A 21,872-nucleotide genomic window follows, 5' to 3' on the forward strand; every position below is an offset into this window, starting at 1 on the left:
CCCTAAGCACCTTTATTATAGTGAGTTTATAGTGGTTGCGACTACCATTTGAAGGTTGAAACAACGAAACTATTGGTTGCGAATCACTATTTTTCTACATTATAACTGATATTTGTCATTATTTCCTTGGAAATAACTATTTTTATACAAAGAAAAAGGGATTGCTCCCTTATCTATCTTTCGCAAGTTTTGCAAGAGCTAATGCTCCACAAACTCCAGCATTATCCCCAAGTCCTGGATAAACAATATAATCTTTTATCTTATCAGTTGTGATTTCATCTTTTTGAACATATCCATTTAATCTTTCTTGAAGATATTTATGAATCATTGGGAATAATTGTTTTTGATGCATGACACCACCACCTAAAATAATCTTCTTAGGTGAAATTGTCAAAATATAAATAGCCAATGCCTGTGCAATGTACCATGCCTCTAAATCCCATGCAGGATGATCAACACCTAATTCACTACCTTTGACACCCCATCTTGCTTCAATAGCAGGTCCAGCAGCCAGCCCTTCAAAACAAGTTCCATGGTATGGGCATTTCCCTGTATAAGGATCATCTTCTCTCACTGTTAACATCATATGACCCATTTCTGGATGTAACAAACCATGAACAAGATGACCTTCAACAATGGCACCTCCACCAATACCAGTACCAATTGTTAAATATAGGGCACTATCTAATCCTTTGGCAGCTCCAAAATAAGCTTCCCCTAAAGCCGCACCATTAACGTCAGTATCAAATCCAATAGGTAATCCAGGATAATGTGCAGCAATTGCACCAACAATATTATAATTTGTCCATCCTGTTTTAGGTGTTGTTGTAATATATCCATATGTTGGACTATTCAAATCTGGATCAATAGGTCCAAAACATCCTAATCCTAATGCTTCAATATCTTTTCCATCAAAAAATTTAAAAATGTTTTTTACAGTTTCTTCTGGTGTTGTTGTAGGAAATGCATCTCTTTCTACAATATTTCCAAATTCATCACCAATAGCGACAACAAATTTTGTTCCCCCTGCTTCAATTGCTCCTAATTTCATTCCTTTATCTCCTTCCTTAACTACCTCATCTTTATTTTATCACGTTTATAGCTAAATAAAAACAGTATATTATGAAAACTTTATAGATAACTTTTGCGAAGTGACTTCCTCAATTAACATGCTTGCAAGATATTCCTGTGAGAACTTCAGTTTATCTTCTTTATTAATTATTGCATATCCAGGCATCTTCATAATCTCATCTTTATGCTCACTAATCGTTCCTGCAAAATAATAACGATTAGCTCTTGCAATAACATCTAACACACTTTCTTTTGTATTTTGATCTGTGATTGACTCTAGTCTTTCTATAAAACGATTTTTTGTCACTTGCTCAAAATACTCATCAGCATCTTTAGATATCTTTAATGATTGCGTTTGATAACTCATACCTTGAGTATCTAATTCAATTATACCATACTGTAATGGAGCATCTAATAATGAAGATGAAGCAATGTCATAAATATCATTAATTTTCTTAATATTCTGACAATGAATATGTCCACTTAAAACAAATGGAACTTGATATGATTGTAAAAGATCGGCTATTTTTTGATGATCTTTAATCGTATAATTTTTATTAAGCAAATCATTATGATCAGTTAAGTTATGATGCAAAGCCATTAATGGTGTTTTGTTCTGTGATTTTATATTCTCTAACTGTTCACCTAACCACTTCATTGTAGAATCAGTAAAAAATCCACCTACATCTAATTCTTGTCCTGTTAATTGATGAGCAGTAGAATCCATCATCAATAAACTAAATTGCTGATTGAGATCAAGACGATAACTCAATGATTCACTATGTCTTTCTATCGCTAAATTATAACCCATATCATGATAGATTGATAAAAAATCATCAGCATTTGTTTTTTCCACATCCATATAATCATCTTTTCCATAACCTTTTGCAAAAATATTATCAACATCATGATTACCTGGTATAACAGCAACATTTATTCCAGCATCTGTGATTTCTTTAAGTCTATTTGCCAAACCTTGATGACTTCCCTTTTCACCATTAAAACTTAAATCACCCGTTAAAATAACCAAATCAGGTTTTTCTTTTTTAATATCACTGATAAATACATCTAAAATTTCATCAGCATATGTAACCATTTTCCCGTCACCATAAAGCATAGATTCCTCAAACCACTCACAATCCTGATAATAGTCTTTTAAGAAATAGTGTAAATCACTTGCTACAATCAATTTAAGCTTATCATTCTTTGAAAGTGGCTGTGAGGTACAGCCACTTAAAAATAAACATATCAATATAAAATAGATTATTTTCTTCATTTTCATCACCTATCTATAGTTTAACAGTTTTTATATCTGCTGAAAAGAAAAACAGATGTTACCATCTGTTTAATCTTTATAATTTTGATATTCTTGAGTATGAAGAAGCTGATTCGCATTTTCTAGACGTTCTTTTGTAGGAGGATTGATTCCTTCTAATGGATAATCTATACCCAATTCTTTCCATTTAAATGTTCCTAATGTATGATAAGGTAGTATTTCTACCCTTTCTACATTATTTAATGTTTTAATGAATTCATCTAGAGATTTCAAATCTTCATCATAATCACTTCTTTCAGGTACAAGAACATGTCTAATCCAAATCGGTTTTTGAATATCTGATAAGTATCTTGCCATATCAAGAATATTTTCATTTGTTTTACCAGTTAAAATCTGATGTCTTTCCTTATTGATTTCTTTGATATCGACAAGTAGTAAATCAGTATATTTCATTAATTCTTCAAACTGAGAAAAGAATGGTTCTTTTCTTGTAAAACAGCCACCACTTGTATCAATGCAAGTGTGAACACCTTCTTTTTTAGCAAGTTTGAATAATTCAATAAGAAAATCCATTTGTAATAATGGTTCTCCACCACTAATTGTTAAACCACCTTTTTGACCCCAGTAACTGCGATATTTCATAGCTTGATCTAATGCCTGTTGAGCAGTTAGTTCCTGATATTTTTGAGATCCCCATGTATCAGGATTATGGCAGAATTGGCATCTTAAAGGACAACCATGTAAGAAGTAAATATATCTCACCCCAGGTCCATCAACTGATCCAAAACTCTCAATAGAATGAATTCTTCCTTTTACATTTTCCATAATGTCTCCTATGAAAACAGCCTCTAAGAAGAGGCTGTTTATTTTTTATTAAGTTCTTTAATTACATATGATCATGACAAGTTCTAGCGATAACATCTAATTGTTGTTCTCTAGTTAAGTCAATGAATTTAACTGCATATCCAGATACACGAATTGTAAAGTTTGCATATTCTTCTTTTTCTGGATGTTCCATAGCATCATATAATTTTTCTTTTCCAAATACGTTTACATTTAAGTGATGAGCACCTTGTTTAAAGTAACCATCTAATACAGTCACTAAGTTATGAACTCTTTCATCTTCATCATGTCCTAATGCATCAGGATTGATTGTTTGTGTATTTGAAATACCATCTAATGCCCATTCATAAGGAAGCTTAGCAACAGAGTTTAATGAAGCTAATAAACCATTTTGTTCAGCACCATAAGATGGGTTTCCACCTGGAGCTAAAGGTTCACCAGCTTTACGACCATCAGGTAATGATCCAGTTGCTTTACCATAAACAACGTTAGAAGTAATTGTTAAGATAGAAGTTGTTGGTTCACTGTTACGATAAGTATGATGTTTTCTTAGTTTAGTTAAGAATGTTTGTAATAACCATACTGCAATATCATCAGCACGATCATCATCATTACCATAACGAGGGAAATCTCCTTCAGTTTCGTAGTCTACAACTAATCCATCTTCATCACGGATAGTTTTTACTTTTGCATATTTAATAGCACTAATAGAGTCAACAACATGTGAGAATCCAGCAATACCAGTCGCGAAAGTACGTCTTACTTCAGTATCAATTAAAGCCATTTCAGCAGCTTCATAGTAATATTTATCATGCATATATTGGATTAAGTTTAATGTATTAACATATAAGTCAGCTAACCATTCCATCATTTGATCATAAGCTTGCATAACTTCATCATAATCTAAATATTCAGACATGATTGGACGGTATTTAGGAGCAACTTGATCTTTAGTCTTTTCATCAACACCACCATTAATAGCATATGTTAAACATTTTGCTAAGTTAGCACGTGCACCAAAGAATTGCATTTCTTTTCCAGTTTGAGTTGCAGATACACAACAACAAATTGAATAGTCATCTCCCCATACAGGTCTCATAACATCATCATTTTCATATTGGATTGAGCTAGTATCTACTGAGATTTTAGCTGCATATTTTTTGAAGTTTTCAGGTAATGCTTCTGTATATAATACAGTTAAGTTAGGTTCTGGAGAAGGTCCCATGTTTTCTAATGTGTGTAAGAAACGGAAATCGTTCTTAGTTACCATTGAACGTCCATCAGTTCCAAGACCAGCTACTTCAAGTGTAGCCCATACTGGGTCACCAGAGAATAATTGATTATATGAAGGAATTCTTGCGAATTTAACCATTCTACATTTCATAACGAAATGGTCAATTAATTCTTGTGCTTCCGCTTCTGTTAAAGTTCCTGCTTCAATATCTCTATCAATATAAATATCTAAGAATGTTGAAACACGTCCAACTGACATTGCAGCACCATTTTGAGTCTTGATAGCTGCTAAATATCCAAAGTATAACCATTGTGTTGCTTCTCTAGCATCTTTAGCAGGTTCAGAAATATCATATCCATAAACTGCAGCCATTTCTTTCATTGCTTTTAAAGCCTTGATTTGATCAGCTAATTCTTCACGTTTACGAATAATATCTTCTGTCATAGATCCACTACCACAGTTTTCTAAATCTTTCATTTTTTCTTCTACTAAGAAATTAATACCATATAATGCTACACGACGGTAGTCACCAACGATACGTCCACGTCCATAAGTATCAGGTAAACCAGTGATAACCTTATTACGACGAGCTTTTCTAATATCAGGTGTATAAACATCAAAAACACCTTGATTATGAGTTTTATGATACTCAGTAAAAATTTTATGTAACTGAGGATCTGGAGTATATCCATAAGTTTCACAAGCTTGTTCAGCCATTTTAATTCCACCAAAAGGCATAAATGCTCTCTTTAATGGTTTATCAGTTTGTAACCCAACAACTTTTTCTAAATCTTTTAAAGATTCATCAATGTATCCAGGACCATAAGCTGTTAATCCTGAAACAATATGAGTTTCCATATCAAGAACTCCACCTTTAGCACGTTCTTCTTTTTGTAACTCTTGTAATTTTCCCCATAATTTATTTGTTGCTTCAGTAGGTCCAGCCAAGAATGAAGCATCACCATCGTAAGGTTTATAGTTGTTTTGAATAAAGTCACGAGTGTTTACTTCTTCTTTCCAAATTCTACCTTTGAAACCTTTCCATTGTTCTTTTTCTAACATGTTTTTTGTTTCCTCCTTGAAATTAAATTCCTCACCCATTATAGCACTCTTACTACTTATGCACAATGAAAAATATCAAATTTTTTGATGAATTTTCAGCCATTTTAAGCCCTCAGAACGCTTCTTTATGAGTATTTTCTTTGTGACAACTTCACTATAACAAATATCCCTTCATTCGTCTACAAAAGTGCTCCATAATTTTTTCACAAAGTCCAAAAAAAAGAAGCAGATTGCTCTGCTATAAGATTCTTTTTAAATCCTCAGCTATTAAAGCTGACTGTTTTCCAAATATCATTGAAAGATTTTCTTTTCCTTCTACAATACCACTTGCACCCATTGACTGAATCATTTCTATATCCAATCCAGTATGTGATTTTAAAATCACAGTTAACTTAGATGGTGAACTTTTCACATCAACAATATTCTCTTTTCCACCTAACGCTTTGATAAGAGCAGAAACATCTATTGTAGAAACAACATCCTGTTTTAAATCTTTGTTTTTAATAAAACGCGTAAAGCCATAATAAAGTAAAATAATCGCCAAAGCAATCCCAATAAATATTAAAACATATTCAAATTCCATATATTCACATCCTTTTTTGATTGAAGTATTTCTTTTTTATAGTATACTATAAGATGACAAAAAAAGAAAGGAGCAACGAAGTGGAAAAAATAAAAAAATTATGTCAAAAACAACCATTAATTCCAATTGTTTGTATATTAGCAGCCATTAGTTGTTTTGCAATTTTAAATGCTGCTCCTTTAATATCAAATAAAGTTGGGAATCCAGCTACTCTATGGTTAAAGCAAGGTGTATTTTATATTGCATCACTCATCGTGATTTTTATTATATATAAAGTTGGAAATGAACAGATTTATGATAAAATTTGGATTATCTATGGTGTATTAATGATCCTACTTGTTATTTTAGCCATTGAACATTTTATTTATACACGCATTTGGTATGGACATCATATCATTCCTTTTGTTAATACTGCTGGAGGGGCGACTTCGTGGTTCAATTTACCATTCTTTAGTTTACAGCCTTCAGAATTTATGAAGATTGCGATCGTTATTGCACTCGCGAGAATTACTAAGGAATATAATGATTATTACTTAGTAAGAACTTTTGAAACAGAACTCAAATATATTTTAAAATGCATGGCCGTGGTTTTACCACCAGCCTTACTTGTTTATTTACAAAATGACTCAGGAGTCGTTCTCATTATTCTTGTAGGCGTTGTCTTTGTTTTGTTTTCTAGTGGATTACGCGGACAATGGTTTACTGTAGGAATCATTATAGTTGGTATTGTTATTGCAGTTGGAACTTATTTATTTATGTATCAGCCTGATATTTTTGCAAAAATTATTAGTGGACATAAATTGGATCGTTTTTATGGCTGGGTAGACCCTGAAGGAACTGTTGGTAATCAAGGATTCCAATTGTTTTATTCATTGTTATCCTATGGGACAGCAGGCTGGTTTGGTCATGGATTTCAAGCAGTTATCAAGGCTTTTCCAGAAGCGCAAACGGATTTTATATTTGCTGTTATTTTAACTGATTATGGTTATATTGGTGGATTATTAACGGTATTAGCAATTGTAGGTTTAGATCTTGTTATCCTAAAAATTGGTTTTGATTCAACAAATGATCATGACAAGTACTTTACAATGGGTATTTTTGGTATGCTGATATTTCAGCAATTATGGAATATGGGAATGATTTTAGGTCTCCTACCAATTACTGGTATTACACTTCCTTTTATTTCTTATGGTGGCTCATCATTATTATCATATATGATTGCCATTGGAATGTTTATAAATATGAGTAGTCAAAATAATATTGTTAAAAATAGACTTATACTTTAAAGGGAACTTAGTCATTCCCTTTTTTTATAACTTTCAATTGTTTTGTCACGGGATGTTGAAAAGCAATCATAACACTTTCCAAATCAAAAGCACCTTTTTTATGACCATATAGTTCGTCACCAACTAAGGGATGACCAATTGCTGCCATATGAACTCGAATTTGATGAGTTCGTCCAGTTTCTAACACAAATTGTGCAAGTGATGTCTGTCCATCATATGATAAACAACGATAATGTGTACAAGATGGTTTACCACGTTCATCTATGGTTCTTGTTATGCCTTGTCCTTCACAATAAATTGGCAGACGAATTGTTCCTTGTTCAACATAACCTTCAACATGTGCCTGATATTGGCGATAAATATGTTTGAAATCTTTCATCATCAAATCATGAATCTCACGATATTTTGCAACAATTAATAGTCCAGACGTTTCTTTGTCTAATCTATTTACAAGATGAACTGTAGAAGAAAGATGAATTTGCTGATAATAATAAGTTAATGCATTAGCTAAGGTATAACGTGGATGAGCTTTTGTTGGGATTGATGGTAATCCTTTAGGTTTATTAATAACTAATAGATAATCGTCTTCATAAACTATATGTAGGGGGATATTAACTGGTTCCATACTATTATTTTCATCTGGATAAACAAAAGTAACCACTTCTCCAGCCTGTAATAAATATCTAACAGTACAATGTCTATCATTCACAAGAATATCGCCTTTCATTTTGATATCTTTGAGTCCTTTTCGACTGATACCATGTCGATATGCAAAATCATCAATCCTTGATTGATGATCTTTTTTTTCTACAATCCATTGTCTTTTCATTCGCTTAAATATGCTCTCTTTAATCTTTCAATATAAGCCACACGCTTATATTGAATAAATCTTGCTCGCTGTTTTGCTAAAGAAATATCAACAGAGCCAGCTCCTGATAAATCAACAACCTTTGTATCTATACCCAGAATTGCTCCATCAAAATTCTCTGATTCTAAATGAATAATATGAGTCCAATCCAAAATCAAAGGTGAACCTAAAGAACGATAAGCATTATGATGAATACCAGCAATTTCACTTAACTGCATTAAACCAGCACCTGAATTAATAACTGCCCCACCTAGTGATTTATTATATGCCGTTGAACCTGATGCTGTTGATACGCATAATCCATTTCCTCTAAATGTTTCAAAAAAATCACCATTAATATAAACCCCTAACACTTGAGAACGTCGATTGTTTTCTAATCTCACTTCATTCAAAGCCATATATGTCTGATTATGTGTTTTCACTTCTAACAAACAGCGATTATATGTTTTAAATTCATCATGACGAATATCCGCAACCAATTCCATATATTCATCTTTTTGATAATCTGTTAAAAAGCCTAATGTACCACTATGAATACCAATAAATGAAACTTTATCTAATTGATGAATATATTTATGGACACTATAAAGGACTGTTCCATCCCCTCCAACACTAATGACAAGTTCTGGATATTCTTCATCATAAGTCATAAAAGTATCAAGTTCATTTTTTATTTTTTGTTCTAATGTTTTTGAACATTGATCTGGTTTACAAACAGTTGTATATCTTTTCATTTTCCTACCCCACTTTTCTTTATTATATAATAATTGAAATATAATTCAATAAAAGATAAAATAAGATTGGTGATCAATATGGAACAAATAGAAATAGAATATAAAATATTAATAACAGAAGATATCTTTTATCAGATTTTAAGCGATTATCATGAACAAATTAAACATGATTATATTCAAATCAATGATTATTTTACGCATCCTCTTTTACAGCAAAAAAAATATATGTTACGTATCAGAACAAAAAATAATCAATACGAAATGACATTAAAAAGACCTCTTCATAATCATCGTTTAGAAACCAATATTATTTTAACTCCTCAGCAAAAAGAAGACTTTTACAATATGAGAAGCCTTCATAATGAGATTACTGATATTCTTAGACAAGAAAATATTCCCATCCAGGAGTTACAGCAACAATTTTCACTCACAACACATCGTTATGATATTCCCTTATTAGAAGGTATGTTGTCATTAGATATGAATACTTATCTTAATCAAGTAGATTATGAATTAGAATTTGAAGTTTTTAATGAGCAGGAAGGATATCAGAAATTCTTAGATATTATCAAACCGTATCAGCTTCATTATACAACGAATTGTGACAGTAAAATTAAAAGAGTCTTAGATGCAATCTAAGACTCTTTTAATCGATAGGTGCCTGATAAAACCCACCAAAGAAATTTTCAGTTTTCACAACATTAATAATAGCTTTTGGATCTACATCACGAATTAAATCAACAATATCCTGAACTTCATAACTAGAAACAACAGTATGTAATAAATTCATTGGTTTTTGACTATATCCACCCATTGCATCTACACAAGAAATACCATGACGATAATTCGCAACATATGCATCTATAACACGTTTAGAATGAGTTGTTGTGATTTGTAAGGTCATACGTTCATAACGATGATAGAATGAATCTATTGTTCTCGTTGAGATGAATTGAAATAAGATAGAATACCCTGCATGTTCCCAGCCAAACATATACCCAAATATCACTAAAATCAAAGTATTAAATACAAAGACATATTCCCAAATAGAACGTCCTTTACGATTCGATACGTATAAAGCTATAAAATCCGTTCCACCAGTCGAAGCATTTCCTTTTAATGCTAGCACAGTTAATAAACCATATGCAAAACCACCAAAAGCGATATTTAATAAAATATCATCAAATAAAGGTGGAAAATCAATAAATCGTAAAAACAAACTGGCTAAAAAGACTTCTAATAATGAAAAGAACGTAAACTTTGGACTAATACTCTTATAGCATAATATAGCAACTGGAATATTCAAAAGAATCATTCCAAGTGATACAGAAAATTGAAATCCTGCTAATGAGGTGATTTTATTAATCAAAATAGCAACCCCAGTAAAACCACTAGATAATAAATCAGCTGGTTCAATAAATACCTTAATCACATAAGCCTGCATAAAAGCAGCAATAATCACACAGATGAGTGTAATCAATAATCTTATCTGTTTATTTTTTCTTAGTCTTCTCATCATAAACTTTCTATTAACTTCCTTACTAAATCAGCACTTACAATTTCATAATCCATAATATGAGGCTTATCAACATATGCAAAACTCACATGATGTAAAGCTGTTGTAGGATCCATCATCCAATCTTTACATGAACTATGAACCTGTGATATTCCTGTTTTTTCCATTATTTCTTTTGCATTACTTGCATTTATACCACTACCTGCAAGAATTTCTATACGATTTCCATAATCTTTTTGTAATTGTTTAATGATTTCAATACCATCGGTTGCTTTTGTTTCAAGTCCACTTGTTAAAACACGATCAACACCTAATTCTATCAATGTTTCAATGGCTTCAATCGGATCTTCAACACAGTCAAAAGCACGATGAAAAACAACTTCACCTTGAAAATCTTTAATAATAGAAATCATCTGCCCTGTTCGTTTTCGATCAATATGTCCTGATTCATCTAAACATCCAAAAGCAATTCCATCAGCACCATGTTCTAACAACATCACAGCATCATGTTTCATAACTCTAAACTCATCATCTGTATAATGAAAACCCGCCCCACGTGGGCGTACCATTGCAATAACTTTTAAATCAGTATCTTTCTTTGTTAAAACAAGTGTTGCTAAACTTGGTGTTAAACCTCCTAAATGCAATGCACTGTTCAACTCAATACGTGACGCTCCACCACGATAAGCATTTAAAGCATCTTCATAACTACCACAACAAATTTCTACAGTTTTTTCCATAAACTCAACCTCCTATAAATTTGCAAGATAATAGATTCCAAGTGCATATATTTTGGCATTTGCTACAATATCATCAATCTTCATCCATTCATTAGGTTGATGACCAATGCCTTTTTGTCCTGGAAAACTTGGTCCAAATGGTACAATATTGGGCATAAGTTTTGCATAAGTTCCACCTGTTGTCGTCACTGGAGTTCCATCCATATTAGTAATTGTTTCATAAGCAATTTGCAAAGCCTTTACCATTGGACAATCTTTTTCAAATCGAACAGGGAGATAATGATGAACACATTCAACCTTGAAGTCTCCTGCTTTCTCTTGAATAGTCTTCAGCATATCATCAAGACAGGCACTTGCTGGATAAGAGAAAGTTACTGAGAATATGAGACGATGATGATTATGCTTCAATTCATAATTACGCATCTCATTCATACCAAATTCTTCATCATAGTCATCAACACCTAGTCTTTCACCATTAGGCTTGGCATTCATAAAATAAGTATTCACAAATGTAAAGAAATCATTAATATTTTTTTCATCAGTTGAAATCTCTATAACTGCTCTACCGCGTTCTCCATAAACAACAGGATACTTACAATCAGGTGTCCACCCCATAATTGGTGGCTTTTGATGTTTTAAATAATATTCTAAATCTTCAAATCCAGATTCTTCATCACAACCAAAAATAATGCGTACTGGTCTCTTTAACTCTATCTGTAATAATTTTAACGCATATAAAGCATATAAACAACTCAATAGTGGTCCCTTATTATCTAAAATACCTCGAGAATAGATAAACCCATCTTTTTCATAGCCACTAAACGGTGGTTGTTTCCATCCTTCGCCAACTGGTACAACATCTAAATGACCAATAATCCCAATATAATCATCACCTTCACCATATTGAGCCCAACCAATATAATGATCTAAATTTTCTGTATGAAAGCCTAATTCCTGTGCAAGTTTCAATACTTCATCAAGAGTTCGTGCTATATCTTTACCAAAAGGTGCATGTTTTTCTTTTTCACCTTTCACACTAGGCATACGAACAATTTTCTTAATATCTTCAATCATTTGAATAGATAATTGATCTATTTGATTTGTTATTAATGTTTCCATATTACTTCTCTTCCAATGGTGCCATTCTCGTTTTCATATACTGATCAAGCCATTCCTGGCTCGCAACCTCATGCACACATTTCCCATCGATCATTTTTGTTAAGTAAACAGTTGGCTCTTGTAAAGCCGTTGCCACTGCAAAAGAGAAACCTTCAATATTTGTCGCAACACCCCATTCACCTTTATGATTCATTGCTATTAAAGAAAGATCTCCAGCTTTTCCTCGTCTTTGTTTTAATTCTCTATCCAAATCACAGACAGCTTTTTCACAAGCCGCTTGTGGGTGCATTCCCTCTTTCATCAATCTAACAATTTCATAAGAAATACAACCTTTCATTAAATCTTCACCTAACCCTGTTGCACTTGCTCCACCAACTTGAGAATCAACATAGAATCCAGAACCTACAATTGGTGAGTCTCCAACACGCCCTTTTTTCTTCATAAATAAACCACTCGTTGATGTTGCTGAAGTCATTTTTCCAAATTCATCTAAACATACCATACCGACTGTATCATGACCAGAATAGGGTTTGATTTCCTGTTCACGGACTTCTTTCATACGATTTTTAAAGTGAATTTTTGCACGTTCTGTAAGCATGTTCTTTCTTTCAAAGCCTTCTTTATGAGCAAACTTCTCTGCCCCTTCAGCAACTAACATACTATTTACTTTTTCTTGAGATAAACGTCTTGCAATGGAAATCGGATTAGCAAAATCTTTAATCGCTGCTACAGCACCCATATCAAAAGTATCTCCATCCATAAAAGCCGCATCTAATTCAACTTCCATTTCTTCATTAGGAAGTCCACCATAACCTACTGATTTATAATACTCAAAATCTTCTACTGCCTTAATAGCTGTTTCAATAGCATCACCAGCATCTCCATGATTTGCTAAAATTTCACTTGCTTCACTAATTCCCTCAGCTGCCATACGCCATGTCGCAATAATACCCCACATACATTTTACCTCCTTTAACAAACAAAACTGAGAATATCCCAGTTTTATTTTTTTGCTTTCTTCATTTCTTTAATTGCTGTTTTTAAAACCTTTTCACCATCCATTAATCCATAATCAGCAGAATCAATCACCGCAATTGGTTTTCCATTTTGACCATATCGATCAATTGTATCCTGTAATAAATATTTTACTTGAGGTCCAAGTAAAATGCAATCAGGATTTTTAGATTCAATAATTTCTCCTAATGTTCCAATTGGAAACGCCTTGACTTCAAATGGTAAATGATGTGCATTTGCTACATCCTGCATATTTTGGGCTAATAAACTTGTTGACATTCCATTACTACAAAATAAATAAATCTTTTTCATTCTTTATTCCTCCTCTAATATTTTTGTTTCAAGACCAAAAATTCTTTGATAACAGGCATTCATCTCTTCAGCAAGAACTTTAAACTGTTCAACAGACATCACTTGATCTTGTGCATGAATAAGTAAAAGATGATAATCATTTAAAATCCAGTTTACTTCTTCTTTGGTCAATTGATTTTGAATATCATAAACTTGAGCAAACTTATCATCGCCTTTACAAATAGACTGATTTGCTTTTTCAAAATCATTTTTTCTTGCTTCTTGAATAGATTTCATATAGTAAGCTTTTGCTTCACCAACTATTGAAATAATCAAGAAACATTTCTTAATTGATTCGTCCATCTTCTTCACCCCTTATCAATCACAATACTATTGTACTCTTCTTTTCTCTTTTATTCTTTTAACTGTTTTTCCTAGCACTTAGGAAAAATATACTTATAAGATTTCCTAATAACTAGGAAAAACATTTCAAATATCTTTTTGTTATTTCCTTTATACTTATCAATAGAACAAAGGAGGTATAACATATGAATTATCAATGGTCATTAGATGCATTATATAAAGGATATCAAGATCCTCAATATCAAAAAGATTTCTCTCTATATATAAAGTTATCAACACAATTCTCTCAATATATAAAAACAATGAATGATAACGAATCATCCATAAAAGAAGGATTAAAACTATTAGAAAAAGAATATGATTATAGTTATCGTTTAAAGATGTATTCTTTACTTATTCAAACAATGGATTCTACAAATAAAGAGGCAATAAGAGAACTTCAAAAAATATCAGATTTACAATCTTCATATTCTTCTTTTATTATCAAAATCGAGAATCATTTAGGATCACTCAATATACAATCAGCAGATCCATTCCTTTTAGAATATCAATATTATTTAAAAGGATTGAAAGATAAACAAAAACATACTCTCAACTCTTTACAAGAAGATATTCTTTCTGCCTTGTATCCCTCAACATTAAAATCAATGAGTGATATGTATTATCATTTAACATCATGTGCACATCTTGAATGTTTAGGTCAAGATATGACACTCACGCAAATCAAAAACTTATGCCATGATCCATCACAAAATATCAGAAAAGAAGCATTCTTAAAAGAAATGGAGTGTTATCAGCAAATTGCGGAACCATTAAGTTTTGCTATGAACAATATCAAAAAGCAACAGCTTTATATATCTCGTTTAAGAGGATATCAGGATCCTTTAGATAAGATGTTAAAAGAGAGTGGTATGAAAAAAGAAACATTAGATGCTATGATATCTTCAGTTGAAGACTATCTACCAATATTTCAAGAATACCTATATAACAAAGCCAAAAAATTGGGACATGAAAATGGAATGCCTTGGTATGATATTTATGCAACGATTGATGAATGTCAATATCATTTTACCATTGATGAATGTGAAGATATCATTCTTCATTGTTTTAAAGACATTGATAATTCTTTATACCAAATGACAAAAAGAGCTTTTGATGAGAAATGGATTGATTATCCAAGTCGCAAAGGCAAACAAGGTGGTGCTTTTTGTGAAAATCTTGCTTGGATTCAAGAAAGTCGTTTAATGACAAACTACAATTCAACACTGAGTGATGTTGTGACTGTTGCCCACGAATTAGGACATGCCTATCATGGTCATATGATTGAACATCATCGTCCTTTAAACCGTGAGTATTGTATGCCTTTAGCTGAAACTGCCTCAATGTTTAATGAAAATATTATTTATCATTCTTTTTATCAAAAAGCTGATCAAAAGAATCAAATGTTAATTTTAGATATTCAATTATCAGCATTATGTCAAGTTGTTTGTGATATTTATGCAAGATATACTTTTGAAAAATCAGTTTTTGAAAATATTGAAAAAAATTTCTTATTTGCTGAAGATTTAAATAAACTCATGATTGATGCATTAAAAAAAGCATTTGGAAAGGGAATGGATGCAAAGTGGTTACATCCATATCGTTGGATAACAAAAGTTCATTACTATATTCCAGATATAGCATATTATAACTTTCCTTATACATTTGGCGCTTTATTTGCTAGAGGTTTATATGCTATATATCAAAATGATCATACATTCTTTAAAGATTATCAAGAACTACTCAAAGCTTCTACAACACATACTGTTGAAGAAACTGCTATGATTGCTGGTATTGATTTAACAAAAAAAGATTTCTGGATTCAATCTTTAGAATCCATTTATCAGCAAATGTTACAATTCATGAAATGATTAGAATCATACGAACATGATATTCAAATGAATAAACTCGCTGTTATCATCAACTTATAATGATAACTAATATGATAGATGAGAACCTCCCTTTCTCATACAAACAAAAACTGTATTTTTACAGTTTTTTTAATATTGTTTTTATGTGGTTGTCTTTTATTATATTGAATATATAGAAAAAAGCACATCAAAGTGCTTTATCCGATTCCATGATTGAATTGTTTATATTTATTCCAGTCTAATCTTCTACATAACTCAGCAATAGCTTCAACAGTTTGTACATAATCTTTACGATGAATGATTAAGCGATGAGAATGCATATAACGTGTAGGAATACTTAAGGTCATACAAATAACCCCATCATATGCTTTATGAATATTATCTGCATCTGTTCCTCCTACTGTCATCATATCATAATTGATATCTAAATGAAGATCTTTACAAATAGACTCCATCTCTTTTAATAGCGCTTTATGTCCAATGATTCCAGCATCCATAATACTTAAGACAACTCCCTTACCAAGTTTTATTTGTCCTTGATCTACAGGTGTATCCATAGCTGTTGTCACGTCTAAAGCAATAGCAACATCAGGATGAATCATATTGGCAGCAGTTCTTGCTCCTCTTAATCCAACTTCTTCCTGAACAGTTCCGACAGCATAGACATCAGCTTCTATATCATCATGGGATATACGTTCTAAAACCTCAATAGCTGCTGCTGCACATAAACGATCATCCCAAGCTTTACCCATTAAATAATTAGGATTATTCATGATTTCAAACTGAGTATCTGGTGTAATCATATCACCAATTTGAATTCCTAAATCCAATACTTCTTGTCTGTTATCAACACCTAAGTCTAAGAATAAATCTATTGGTTTGATAACTTTTTCTTTGACTTCTTTTTTGAGTCCATGTGGTGCACTACTACCAATCACACCATGATATCTTTTTCCACTTGCTGTTGTAATATAGAATGTTTGTGAAGGTAGAACATGTCCCCACCAACCACCAACAGGCAAAAGTCTAATAAATCCATTTTCATCTATTTCTCTCACCATGAAACCAACTTCATCCATATGACCTGCAATCATAATCTTAGGTCCATGATGACCTTTTTTAACACCAATAATAGATCCTAAGTTATCATATGTGATTTCATCACATATAGGTTTCATGTATTTTTTCATAATTCTACTGACTTCTTTTTCACATCCTGATATTCCATGAGCCTCACTCATTTCTTTAATCATATCAAGATTCATTTTTCCATAGGGTTCCTTTAACATATCATAGCCTCTTATCTATTTTCTTCTTTAAATGCTTGAATTTGCTTTTCATCAAGTGAAGTCAATACTTGAATGATCGCTTTTTGAGCACTATTATAATCTCTTAAATCAATCATAGAATTTCCAGTATGAACACCTCTAGCACAAATACATGTACTCAAAGTTGGACATCCTGCAAATAATTTATGAATCCATGCTGAATCAGTTTGTCCCATATTATAGAAATATTGATAGTCTATATCATTTTTCTGACAAATTTCAACAAGATAATTTAATAATGCACGATTAGGCATCATCCCTTTATCATAATAACGAATTAAAATTCCCTTTCCTAATTGACCAATTTCATTGTCTTTTCCTTGATAGTCATCAGCAAATGAACAATCCATCACAATCCCCATATCAGGATGAATAAGACCAGTTGCTGTCGTTGCTCCACGCATTCCTACTTCTTCCTGTACAGTTGCCCCAATATACAAATCATAATCCAATTCAATATCTTTTAATGCCTTTAATACTTCAATTGCCATGATACAGCCATAACGATTGTCCCATGCTTTAGATACAATACGATTTTCATTGAAAATTGTAAAAGAACCATCAAGAACAGCACTATCTCCTACATGTATTCCCATGTTTTCAACTTCCTCTTGTCCTGATGCGCCAATATCTATCAACATCTTCTTTTCATCACATGCCTCAATATCCTTTAATGAACAGCCAATAATACCAATAACTTCATTTCCATCCTGTTTCAATACACGTACACGACTAGATAATAAAACCTGATTATCTATTCCACCAATTTTGATAAACTTCAATAAACCATTTTTGGTGATTTCTGTAATCATTAAACCGACTTCATCCATATGACCACATACCATAACTCTTTGTGCATTTTCTTTTTTACTCTTTTTCACTGCAAAAAGACTTCCTAAGTGATCATAAACAATTTCATCACAATAAGGCTCTAAATAAGATTTCAATAATAAAGATACTCGTCTTTCATCACCTGCAATACCTACAACTTGTGTCATTTCTTCCATTAATTTTAAACTATCCATAACATACCTGCCTTTCATACTCTATTATAAATCCAAATAGCTACTCACATATGTAAGTTTCTTTCCTATTAAACGGAAAAAAAGAACATGATTTTAATAACCATGTTCTTTTACAAACGCACTCACATCTTCTTTATTCACTAATCGTTTTGCGAGAGTGACCATATTCGATAGAGCCTGATTTAAACCAGTTCCACCCTTTTTAGGCATTTTTAAAATATATACCTTATCTTTATAATCAGCAATAGCTGTTTCACATTCTTGTGACATGATGGCAAAGGCTGGAATATTTGTATGTTCCTGAATTGTTAATGCTGTCTTAGCTGCCATGATACCATATTCTCCATAATTGAAACATGGTCCACAAATGACAACATCCGGTTGAATCTTTTTCGCCATGGCTGCAAACTTTTTAGAAACAGTTTCCGGATCATTCATAAATGTTCCATTCCCACAGTATAAAGTTCCAATAATTTTCCCACCAGCATCTTTCACCTGTTTTTCAAACATATTACAAGATCCCATTGCTATCATTTTACCACCTAATGCTAAATCTGCACTCTCTTTTCCGCCTAAACCAGCTTGAGTTTGATCAAATATCATCAATACCTTCATCTTTCTTCTCCTTGTTTTCTTTCATTGCTAAAAGAGCTTGCTTCAAGACTTTATCACTATTTAACATTCCATAATCCTCTTGTGAAATCATCATAATAGGAATCTTTAAATCTTTAAATCTCTGTCTTGTCTCTTCTAACAAATATTTGACTTGAGGCCCTAGAAGAATAGCATCAGGCAATGATTGCTTTTCTATCACACTTGGCAGTTTTCCATGAGGATAAGCGACAATCTCAATGGGTAATTGATGCCTATTGGCACATTCCTGCATCATACTTGCCAGCATACTTGTTGACATTCCCTGACTACATAATAAATATATCTTCTTCATCGTTCCTTATTCTCCTTTATTATAAATCAATTTCTTTTTTTATATTTCAAATTCTTTTCCTAACACTAGGAAAGAATTCTGAGTTGTTTGTTTTCCATATCAACCTGAACTCTTCCACCAATTGGTAAAGTCATCATTGGTGTTGTATGACCAAAATCCATATTATACATAATTGGTATATGTTTTAAAACTTGTTTAGACTCTAAAATTTTTAATAATTTATCATCTGTAATGAAACTTCCTTTTTGCATTCTCCCTATTAATAATGCTTTCACTTTATCAAAGCCTATACATTGTGTTAAAGATTCTAAGTTTCTATCAAATTCAAATAAACTATATTCTTTTGCAACTTCACAATCCTCTTCAATTAAAATAATTTTATTTTCTAATGATGGCATATATTCTGTTCCTTGTAAAAGCTGAAATGTATTTAAATTACCTCCAATAAGAATCCCTTCAACATTTTTTCCATGATAGACTTTCCAGCCATTATTTTTATAAAAATGGCGATGATTTTGATCCAAATACCACGCTTCATCTGACCATTCTTTTGAAGCTTTAAGTGTACAGTCATTTTCCATCAGAACCTTTTGAAATGATTCTAAAGAATATTCAAACCCCTTTTGCATAGCAAAACTTGAATAATGCAAACCTAAATATGTTATCATTCCTGTTTTTGTATATATTGCATTGAGGAGAGCAGTTATATCTGAATATCCACAAAGAATTGTAGGATTTTCTTTGATAAGATGATAATCAAGATAAGGTAGAATTTGATTCACTTGGAAACCACCTGTTGCAGTTATTATCACTTTTACATGAGAATCTAAAAATGCATTTTCTAAATCTTCTTTTCTATTTTGAATACTGGTTGTTAGAAATTCATTGCTTTCATAAAAATGTTTTCCATAATCCACAAAAAAACCTAAAGATTCTAACTTTTCTCTTGCTAGAATCATTGAATCGCCTAATTGTACAGCACTCATTGATGGCGCAATCACTCTTATAAGATCACCTTTTTTAAGCATAAGAAATCTCCTTTTCGACAGTTCTCTTGATACATAAGAAAAATATTTATTAATTTTCATGTCATCATTATATCACAATTAGCAACCTCAAGAAACGCCAAAAATTATCATTTTACAATAATTAATTCATGAAATATATCATACTGACTCTTAACTTAAGTCAATCATAAATCCATTGATATGTTTACAGTTCCACCTCAATAAAACAGTATTTATGATAAAAAGAAAATAGAAAAACGGACAAAATGTCCGTCATTATAAATCAGAAAGATCTAAATCATCAAATGAAATATCTTCATCATCCTCATCTTCTGCTTCTAATTCCTCTTTTAAATATTGTTTATCTAACGCCTTAATAAATGGGAAATAAACAAGACAGCCTAAGACTAATAAGAAGATTTGCCAGATTGCAGCAATTGGCGAACCTGTTGATAACCATCCAGAGAAACCAATTGGCGTTGTCCATGGTAGATTCACTCCTGTTGTTCTTGGAATGATTTCCCAAAGTGTTGCTAAGTAAGATAAAACTAAGTTCATCATTGGTACTAAGATAAATGGTATAGCAATAATTGGATTTAAAACAATTGGTAAACCAAAGATAATAGGTTCATTGATACCAAATATTCCTGGAACAATACTTAATTTTCCTAATTGTTTAATACGCTGAGATTTACAAAATCCTAACATCACAATAACCAAAGATAGAGTAGAACCTCCACCTCCAAAATTACAGAAGAAATTAGAGAATGGATTTGTAAAGATATGTGGTAATGCTTTTCCTGCTTCAAATGCAACTTGTTGTTCAATTGTTAAGACATTTCCAATAAAATATACAGAGTTTGCTACTGCAGGTCCATTAATACCAAAAAACCATAAGAATGTACATGCAAATGAATAAATAGCATTTGCAGCTAATGTATCTCCTAATCCTTTAAGTGGTATTTGTAAGATTTCCAATACAAATTGATGTGCTGTTCCAAACGAAGTCAAACCAAATAAAATACGTACTAAGAAGAATATTGTCATAACGAATGCACTTGGTATTAATGCAGCAAATGAATCACATACTGCTGGAGGTACCCCTTTAGGCATCTTAATCGTCCATCCCTTTTTATAAACCCATGTAAAGATTAAAACAGAAATAAGAGCACACACAAGTCCCATAAAAATTCCATCAGCACCAATATATCTAAATGCTAATCCATCAATTCCGTTTTCAGCAGCATCACTACCTTTTAGCAAGCTGACACCTGGAATTGATCCAATTCTTGTGTTTGTCAGAATAACAAAAGCAACTAACGAAACAACTGCTCCTTGAATTTTATCTCCTTTTAATTCTCTTGCAAATGCATAACCAGTCCCAACGCAAGTCAGTAGACCAGTCATATTAAATGTTGCTCTTGAAACATTTGTAAACCAAGTTCCCCAGTTTTCTCCAAATACACTTGTCATCATATCTTCCCAGCCTGGAATTGGGAAGTTAGCAATTAACAAGAAGATTGATCCAACAATCAATAATGGAGTCGTGATTAAGAAACCATCACGAATAGCGATTAACACTCTATTTTTACCAAGTTTATCAGCAATTGGCATTAATACGCTTTCTAATTTGTTAAACATATTTTTTCCTCCTTT

Annotated in this window: 22 protein-coding genes; 3 read left to right on the forward strand and 19 right to left on the reverse strand. The window is 32.1% G+C overall.

What is annotated here, in order from left to right:
* Positions 1 to 169: 169 nt before the first annotated feature.
* The 5 genes from BN350_RS16480 to BN350_RS16500 form a co-directional block, all read right to left on the reverse strand.
* Positions 170 to 1,051 (reverse strand): ROK family protein, encoded by an 882-nt coding sequence (locus BN350_RS16480; RefSeq protein WP_028044575.1) that lies wholly within the window; start codon positions 1,049 to 1,051, stop codon positions 170 to 172.
* Positions 1,052 to 1,120: 69 nt separating this feature from the next.
* Entirely contained in the window at positions 1,121 to 2,347 is a 1,227-nt protein-coding gene (locus BN350_RS16485) for a metallophosphoesterase (RefSeq protein ID WP_028044576.1), read from the reverse strand.
* Positions 2,348 to 2,416: 69 nt separating this feature from the next.
* Positions 2,417 to 3,172 carry a pyruvate formate-lyase-activating protein gene (pflA, locus tag BN350_RS16490; RefSeq protein ID WP_028044577.1) on the reverse strand — a complete coding sequence of 252 codons (756 nt, stop codon included), beginning with the start codon at positions 3,170 to 3,172 and terminating at the stop codon, positions 2,417 to 2,419.
* A 61-nt stretch (positions 3,173 to 3,233) separates the two neighbouring features.
* Complete coding sequence (pflB, locus tag BN350_RS16495) at positions 3,234 to 5,486, reverse strand: formate C-acetyltransferase (RefSeq protein ID WP_028044578.1); 2,253 nt, start codon at positions 5,484 to 5,486, stop codon at positions 3,234 to 3,236.
* A gap of 238 nt (positions 5,487 to 5,724) precedes the next feature.
* Positions 5,725 to 6,069, reverse strand: coding sequence for a PTS sugar transporter subunit IIB (locus BN350_RS16500; RefSeq protein WP_028044579.1), 345 nt, complete (start codon positions 6,067 to 6,069; stop codon positions 5,725 to 5,727).
* Between the two features lie 80 nt (positions 6,070 to 6,149).
* Here BN350_RS16500 and BN350_RS16505 point away from each other — a divergent pair, with 80 nt between their 5' ends.
* Positions 6,150 to 7,355, forward strand: coding sequence for an FtsW/RodA/SpoVE family cell cycle protein (locus BN350_RS16505; RefSeq protein ID WP_028044580.1), 1,206 nt, complete (start codon positions 6,150 to 6,152; stop codon positions 7,353 to 7,355).
* A gap of 7 nt (positions 7,356 to 7,362) precedes the next feature.
* On the opposite strand, the gene BN350_RS16510 is transcribed toward BN350_RS16505, so the two are convergent.
* Positions 7,363 to 8,184 carry an RluA family pseudouridine synthase gene (locus BN350_RS16510; RefSeq protein ID WP_028044581.1) on the reverse strand — a complete coding sequence of 274 codons (822 nt, stop codon included), beginning with the start codon at positions 8,182 to 8,184 and terminating at the stop codon, positions 7,363 to 7,365.
* Positions 8,181 to 8,957 carry an NAD kinase gene (locus tag BN350_RS16515; protein ID WP_028044582.1) on the reverse strand — a complete coding sequence of 259 codons (777 nt, stop codon included), beginning with the start codon at positions 8,955 to 8,957 and terminating at the stop codon, positions 8,181 to 8,183. Before BN350_RS16515 ends, BN350_RS16510 begins: the two co-directional genes overlap by 4 nt.
* Positions 8,958 to 9,035: 78 nt before the next feature.
* On the opposite strand from BN350_RS16515, the gene BN350_RS16520 reads away from it, so the two are divergent.
* A complete protein-coding gene (locus tag BN350_RS16520; protein WP_044600422.1) occupies positions 9,036 to 9,596 on the forward strand; it encodes a CYTH domain-containing protein in 561 nt (186 codons plus the stop codon).
* A gap of 7 nt (positions 9,597 to 9,603) precedes the next feature.
* Here the strand turns inward: BN350_RS16520 and BN350_RS16525 are convergent, their stop codons facing one another.
* The 6 genes from BN350_RS16525 to BN350_RS16550 are packed head-to-tail and all read right to left on the reverse strand — an operon-like array spanning position 9,604 to position 14,000.
* The gene (locus BN350_RS16525; protein ID WP_028044584.1) at positions 9,604 to 10,476 is read right to left on the reverse strand and encodes a YitT family protein; all 873 of its coding nucleotides are present in this window, start codon (positions 10,474 to 10,476) and stop codon (positions 9,604 to 9,606) included.
* Entirely contained in the window at positions 10,473 to 11,213 is a 741-nt protein-coding gene (locus BN350_RS16530) for a copper homeostasis protein CutC (protein ID WP_028044585.1), read from the reverse strand. Before BN350_RS16530 ends, BN350_RS16525 begins: the two co-directional genes overlap by 4 nt.
* 12 nt (positions 11,214 to 11,225) lie before the next feature.
* Positions 11,226 to 12,332 (reverse strand): Sapep family Mn(2+)-dependent dipeptidase, encoded by a 1,107-nt coding sequence (locus BN350_RS16535; protein ID WP_028044586.1) that lies wholly within the window; start codon positions 12,330 to 12,332, stop codon positions 11,226 to 11,228.
* Position 12,333: 1 nt separating this feature from the next.
* Positions 12,334 to 13,290 carry a glycosylasparaginase gene (locus BN350_RS16540; RefSeq protein ID WP_028044587.1) on the reverse strand — a complete coding sequence of 319 codons (957 nt, stop codon included), beginning with the start codon at positions 13,288 to 13,290 and terminating at the stop codon, positions 12,334 to 12,336.
* A gap of 44 nt (positions 13,291 to 13,334) precedes the next feature.
* Positions 13,335 to 13,658: a PTS sugar transporter subunit IIB gene (locus tag BN350_RS16545; protein ID WP_028044588.1), complete on the reverse strand. Its 324-nt coding sequence runs from the start codon at positions 13,656 to 13,658 to the stop codon at positions 13,335 to 13,337.
* 3 nt (positions 13,659 to 13,661) lie between these two features.
* Complete coding sequence (locus BN350_RS16550; protein WP_028044589.1) at positions 13,662 to 14,000, reverse strand: PTS sugar transporter subunit IIA; 339 nt, start codon at positions 13,998 to 14,000, stop codon at positions 13,662 to 13,664.
* 185 nt (positions 14,001 to 14,185) lie between these two features.
* Between BN350_RS16550 and BN350_RS16555 the strand changes: the two genes are divergently transcribed.
* Entirely contained in the window at positions 14,186 to 15,910 is a 1,725-nt protein-coding gene (locus BN350_RS16555; protein WP_028044590.1) for a M3 family oligoendopeptidase, read from the forward strand.
* Positions 15,911 to 16,107: 197 nt separating this feature from the next.
* Here BN350_RS16555 and BN350_RS16560 read toward each other — a convergent pair whose 3' ends face one another.
* From BN350_RS16560 to BN350_RS16585, 6 genes are all read right to left on the reverse strand, one after another.
* Positions 16,108 to 17,199, reverse strand: coding sequence for a M42 family metallopeptidase (locus BN350_RS16560; RefSeq protein WP_028044591.1), 1,092 nt, complete (start codon positions 17,197 to 17,199; stop codon positions 16,108 to 16,110).
* 11 nt (positions 17,200 to 17,210) lie between these two features.
* Positions 17,211 to 18,263 (reverse strand): M42 family metallopeptidase, encoded by a 1,053-nt coding sequence (locus BN350_RS16565; RefSeq protein ID WP_028044592.1) that lies wholly within the window; start codon positions 18,261 to 18,263, stop codon positions 17,211 to 17,213.
* A gap of 93 nt (positions 18,264 to 18,356) precedes the next feature.
* A complete protein-coding gene (locus tag BN350_RS16570; protein WP_028044593.1) occupies positions 18,357 to 18,878 on the reverse strand; it encodes a GrdB-related putative oxidoreductase in 522 nt (173 codons plus the stop codon).
* Complete coding sequence (locus BN350_RS16575; protein ID WP_028044594.1) at positions 18,856 to 19,209, reverse strand: PTS sugar transporter subunit IIB; 354 nt, start codon at positions 19,207 to 19,209, stop codon at positions 18,856 to 18,858. The genes BN350_RS16570 and BN350_RS16575 overlap by 23 nt, the downstream gene beginning before the upstream one ends.
* Before the next feature lie 65 nt (positions 19,210 to 19,274).
* Positions 19,275 to 20,237 carry a S66 family peptidase gene (locus BN350_RS16580; RefSeq protein ID WP_028044595.1) on the reverse strand — a complete coding sequence of 321 codons (963 nt, stop codon included), beginning with the start codon at positions 20,235 to 20,237 and terminating at the stop codon, positions 19,275 to 19,277.
* A 255-nt stretch (positions 20,238 to 20,492) separates the two neighbouring features.
* The gene (locus BN350_RS16585) at positions 20,493 to 21,857 is read right to left on the reverse strand and encodes a PTS sugar transporter subunit IIC (RefSeq protein ID WP_028044596.1); all 1,365 of its coding nucleotides are present in this window, start codon (positions 21,855 to 21,857) and stop codon (positions 20,493 to 20,495) included.
* Positions 21,858 to 21,872: the final 15 nt, after the last annotated feature.

The organism is Candidatus Stoquefichus massiliensis AP9, from assembly GCF_000455285.1.
Classification (GTDB): Bacteria; Bacillota_I; Bacilli_A; order Erysipelotrichales; family Coprobacillaceae; genus Stoquefichus; species Stoquefichus massiliensis.

Coding starts and splice junctions, on each gene's coding strand:
- BN350_RS16510 (WP_028044581.1), bottom strand. CDS start 8,184: ATGAAAAGACAATGGATTGTAGAAAAAAAAGATCATCAATCAAGGATT.
- BN350_RS16570 (WP_028044593.1), bottom strand. CDS start 18,878: ATGAAGGTATTGATGATATTTGATCAAACTCAAGCTGGTTTAGGCGGA.
- BN350_RS16585 (WP_028044596.1), bottom strand. CDS start 21,857: ATGTTTAACAAATTAGAAAGCGTATTAATGCCAATTGCTGATAAACTT.
- BN350_RS16525 (WP_028044584.1), bottom strand. CDS start 10,476: ATGATGAGAAGACTAAGAAAAAATAAACAGATAAGATTATTGATTACA.
- BN350_RS16515 (WP_028044582.1), bottom strand. CDS start 8,957: ATGAAAAGATATACAACTGTTTGTAAACCAGATCAATGTTCAAAAACA.
- BN350_RS16540 (WP_028044587.1), bottom strand. CDS start 13,290: ATGTGGGGTATTATTGCGACATGGCGTATGGCAGCTGAGGGAATTAGT.
- BN350_RS16535 (WP_028044586.1), bottom strand. CDS start 12,332: ATGGAAACATTAATAACAAATCAAATAGATCAATTATCTATTCAAATG.
- BN350_RS16550 (WP_028044589.1), bottom strand. CDS start 14,000: ATGGACGAATCAATTAAGAAATGTTTCTTGATTATTTCAATAGTTGGT.
- pflB (WP_028044578.1), bottom strand. CDS start 5,486: ATGTTAGAAAAAGAACAATGGAAAGGTTTCAAAGGTAGAATTTGGAAA.
- BN350_RS16565 (WP_028044592.1), bottom strand. CDS start 18,263: ATGGATAGTTTAAAATTAATGGAAGAAATGACACAAGTTGTAGGTATT.
- BN350_RS16555 (WP_028044590.1), top strand. CDS start 14,186: ATGAATTATCAATGGTCATTAGATGCATTATATAAAGGATATCAAGAT.
- BN350_RS16575 (WP_028044594.1), bottom strand. CDS start 19,209: ATGAAGAAGATATATTTATTATGTAGTCAGGGAATGTCAACAAGTATG.
- BN350_RS16545 (WP_028044588.1), bottom strand. CDS start 13,658: ATGAAAAAGATTTATTTATTTTGTAGTAATGGAATGTCAACAAGTTTA.
- BN350_RS16500 (WP_028044579.1), bottom strand. CDS start 6,069: ATGGAATTTGAATATGTTTTAATATTTATTGGGATTGCTTTGGCGATT.
- pflA (WP_028044577.1), bottom strand. CDS start 3,172: ATGGAAAATGTAAAAGGAAGAATTCATTCTATTGAGAGTTTTGGATCA.
- BN350_RS16560 (WP_028044591.1), bottom strand. CDS start 17,199: ATGTTAAAGGAACCCTATGGAAAAATGAATCTTGATATGATTAAAGAA.
- BN350_RS16530 (WP_028044585.1), bottom strand. CDS start 11,213: ATGGAAAAAACTGTAGAAATTTGTTGTGGTAGTTATGAAGATGCTTTA.
- BN350_RS16485 (WP_028044576.1), bottom strand. CDS start 2,347: ATGAAGAAAATAATCTATTTTATATTGATATGTTTATTTTTAAGTGGC.
- BN350_RS16520 (WP_044600422.1), top strand. CDS start 9,036: ATGGAACAAATAGAAATAGAATATAAAATATTAATAACAGAAGATATC.
- BN350_RS16480 (WP_028044575.1), bottom strand. CDS start 1,051: ATGAAATTAGGAGCAATTGAAGCAGGGGGAACAAAATTTGTTGTCGCT.
- BN350_RS16580 (WP_028044595.1), bottom strand. CDS start 20,237: ATGCTTAAAAAAGGTGATCTTATAAGAGTGATTGCGCCATCAATGAGT.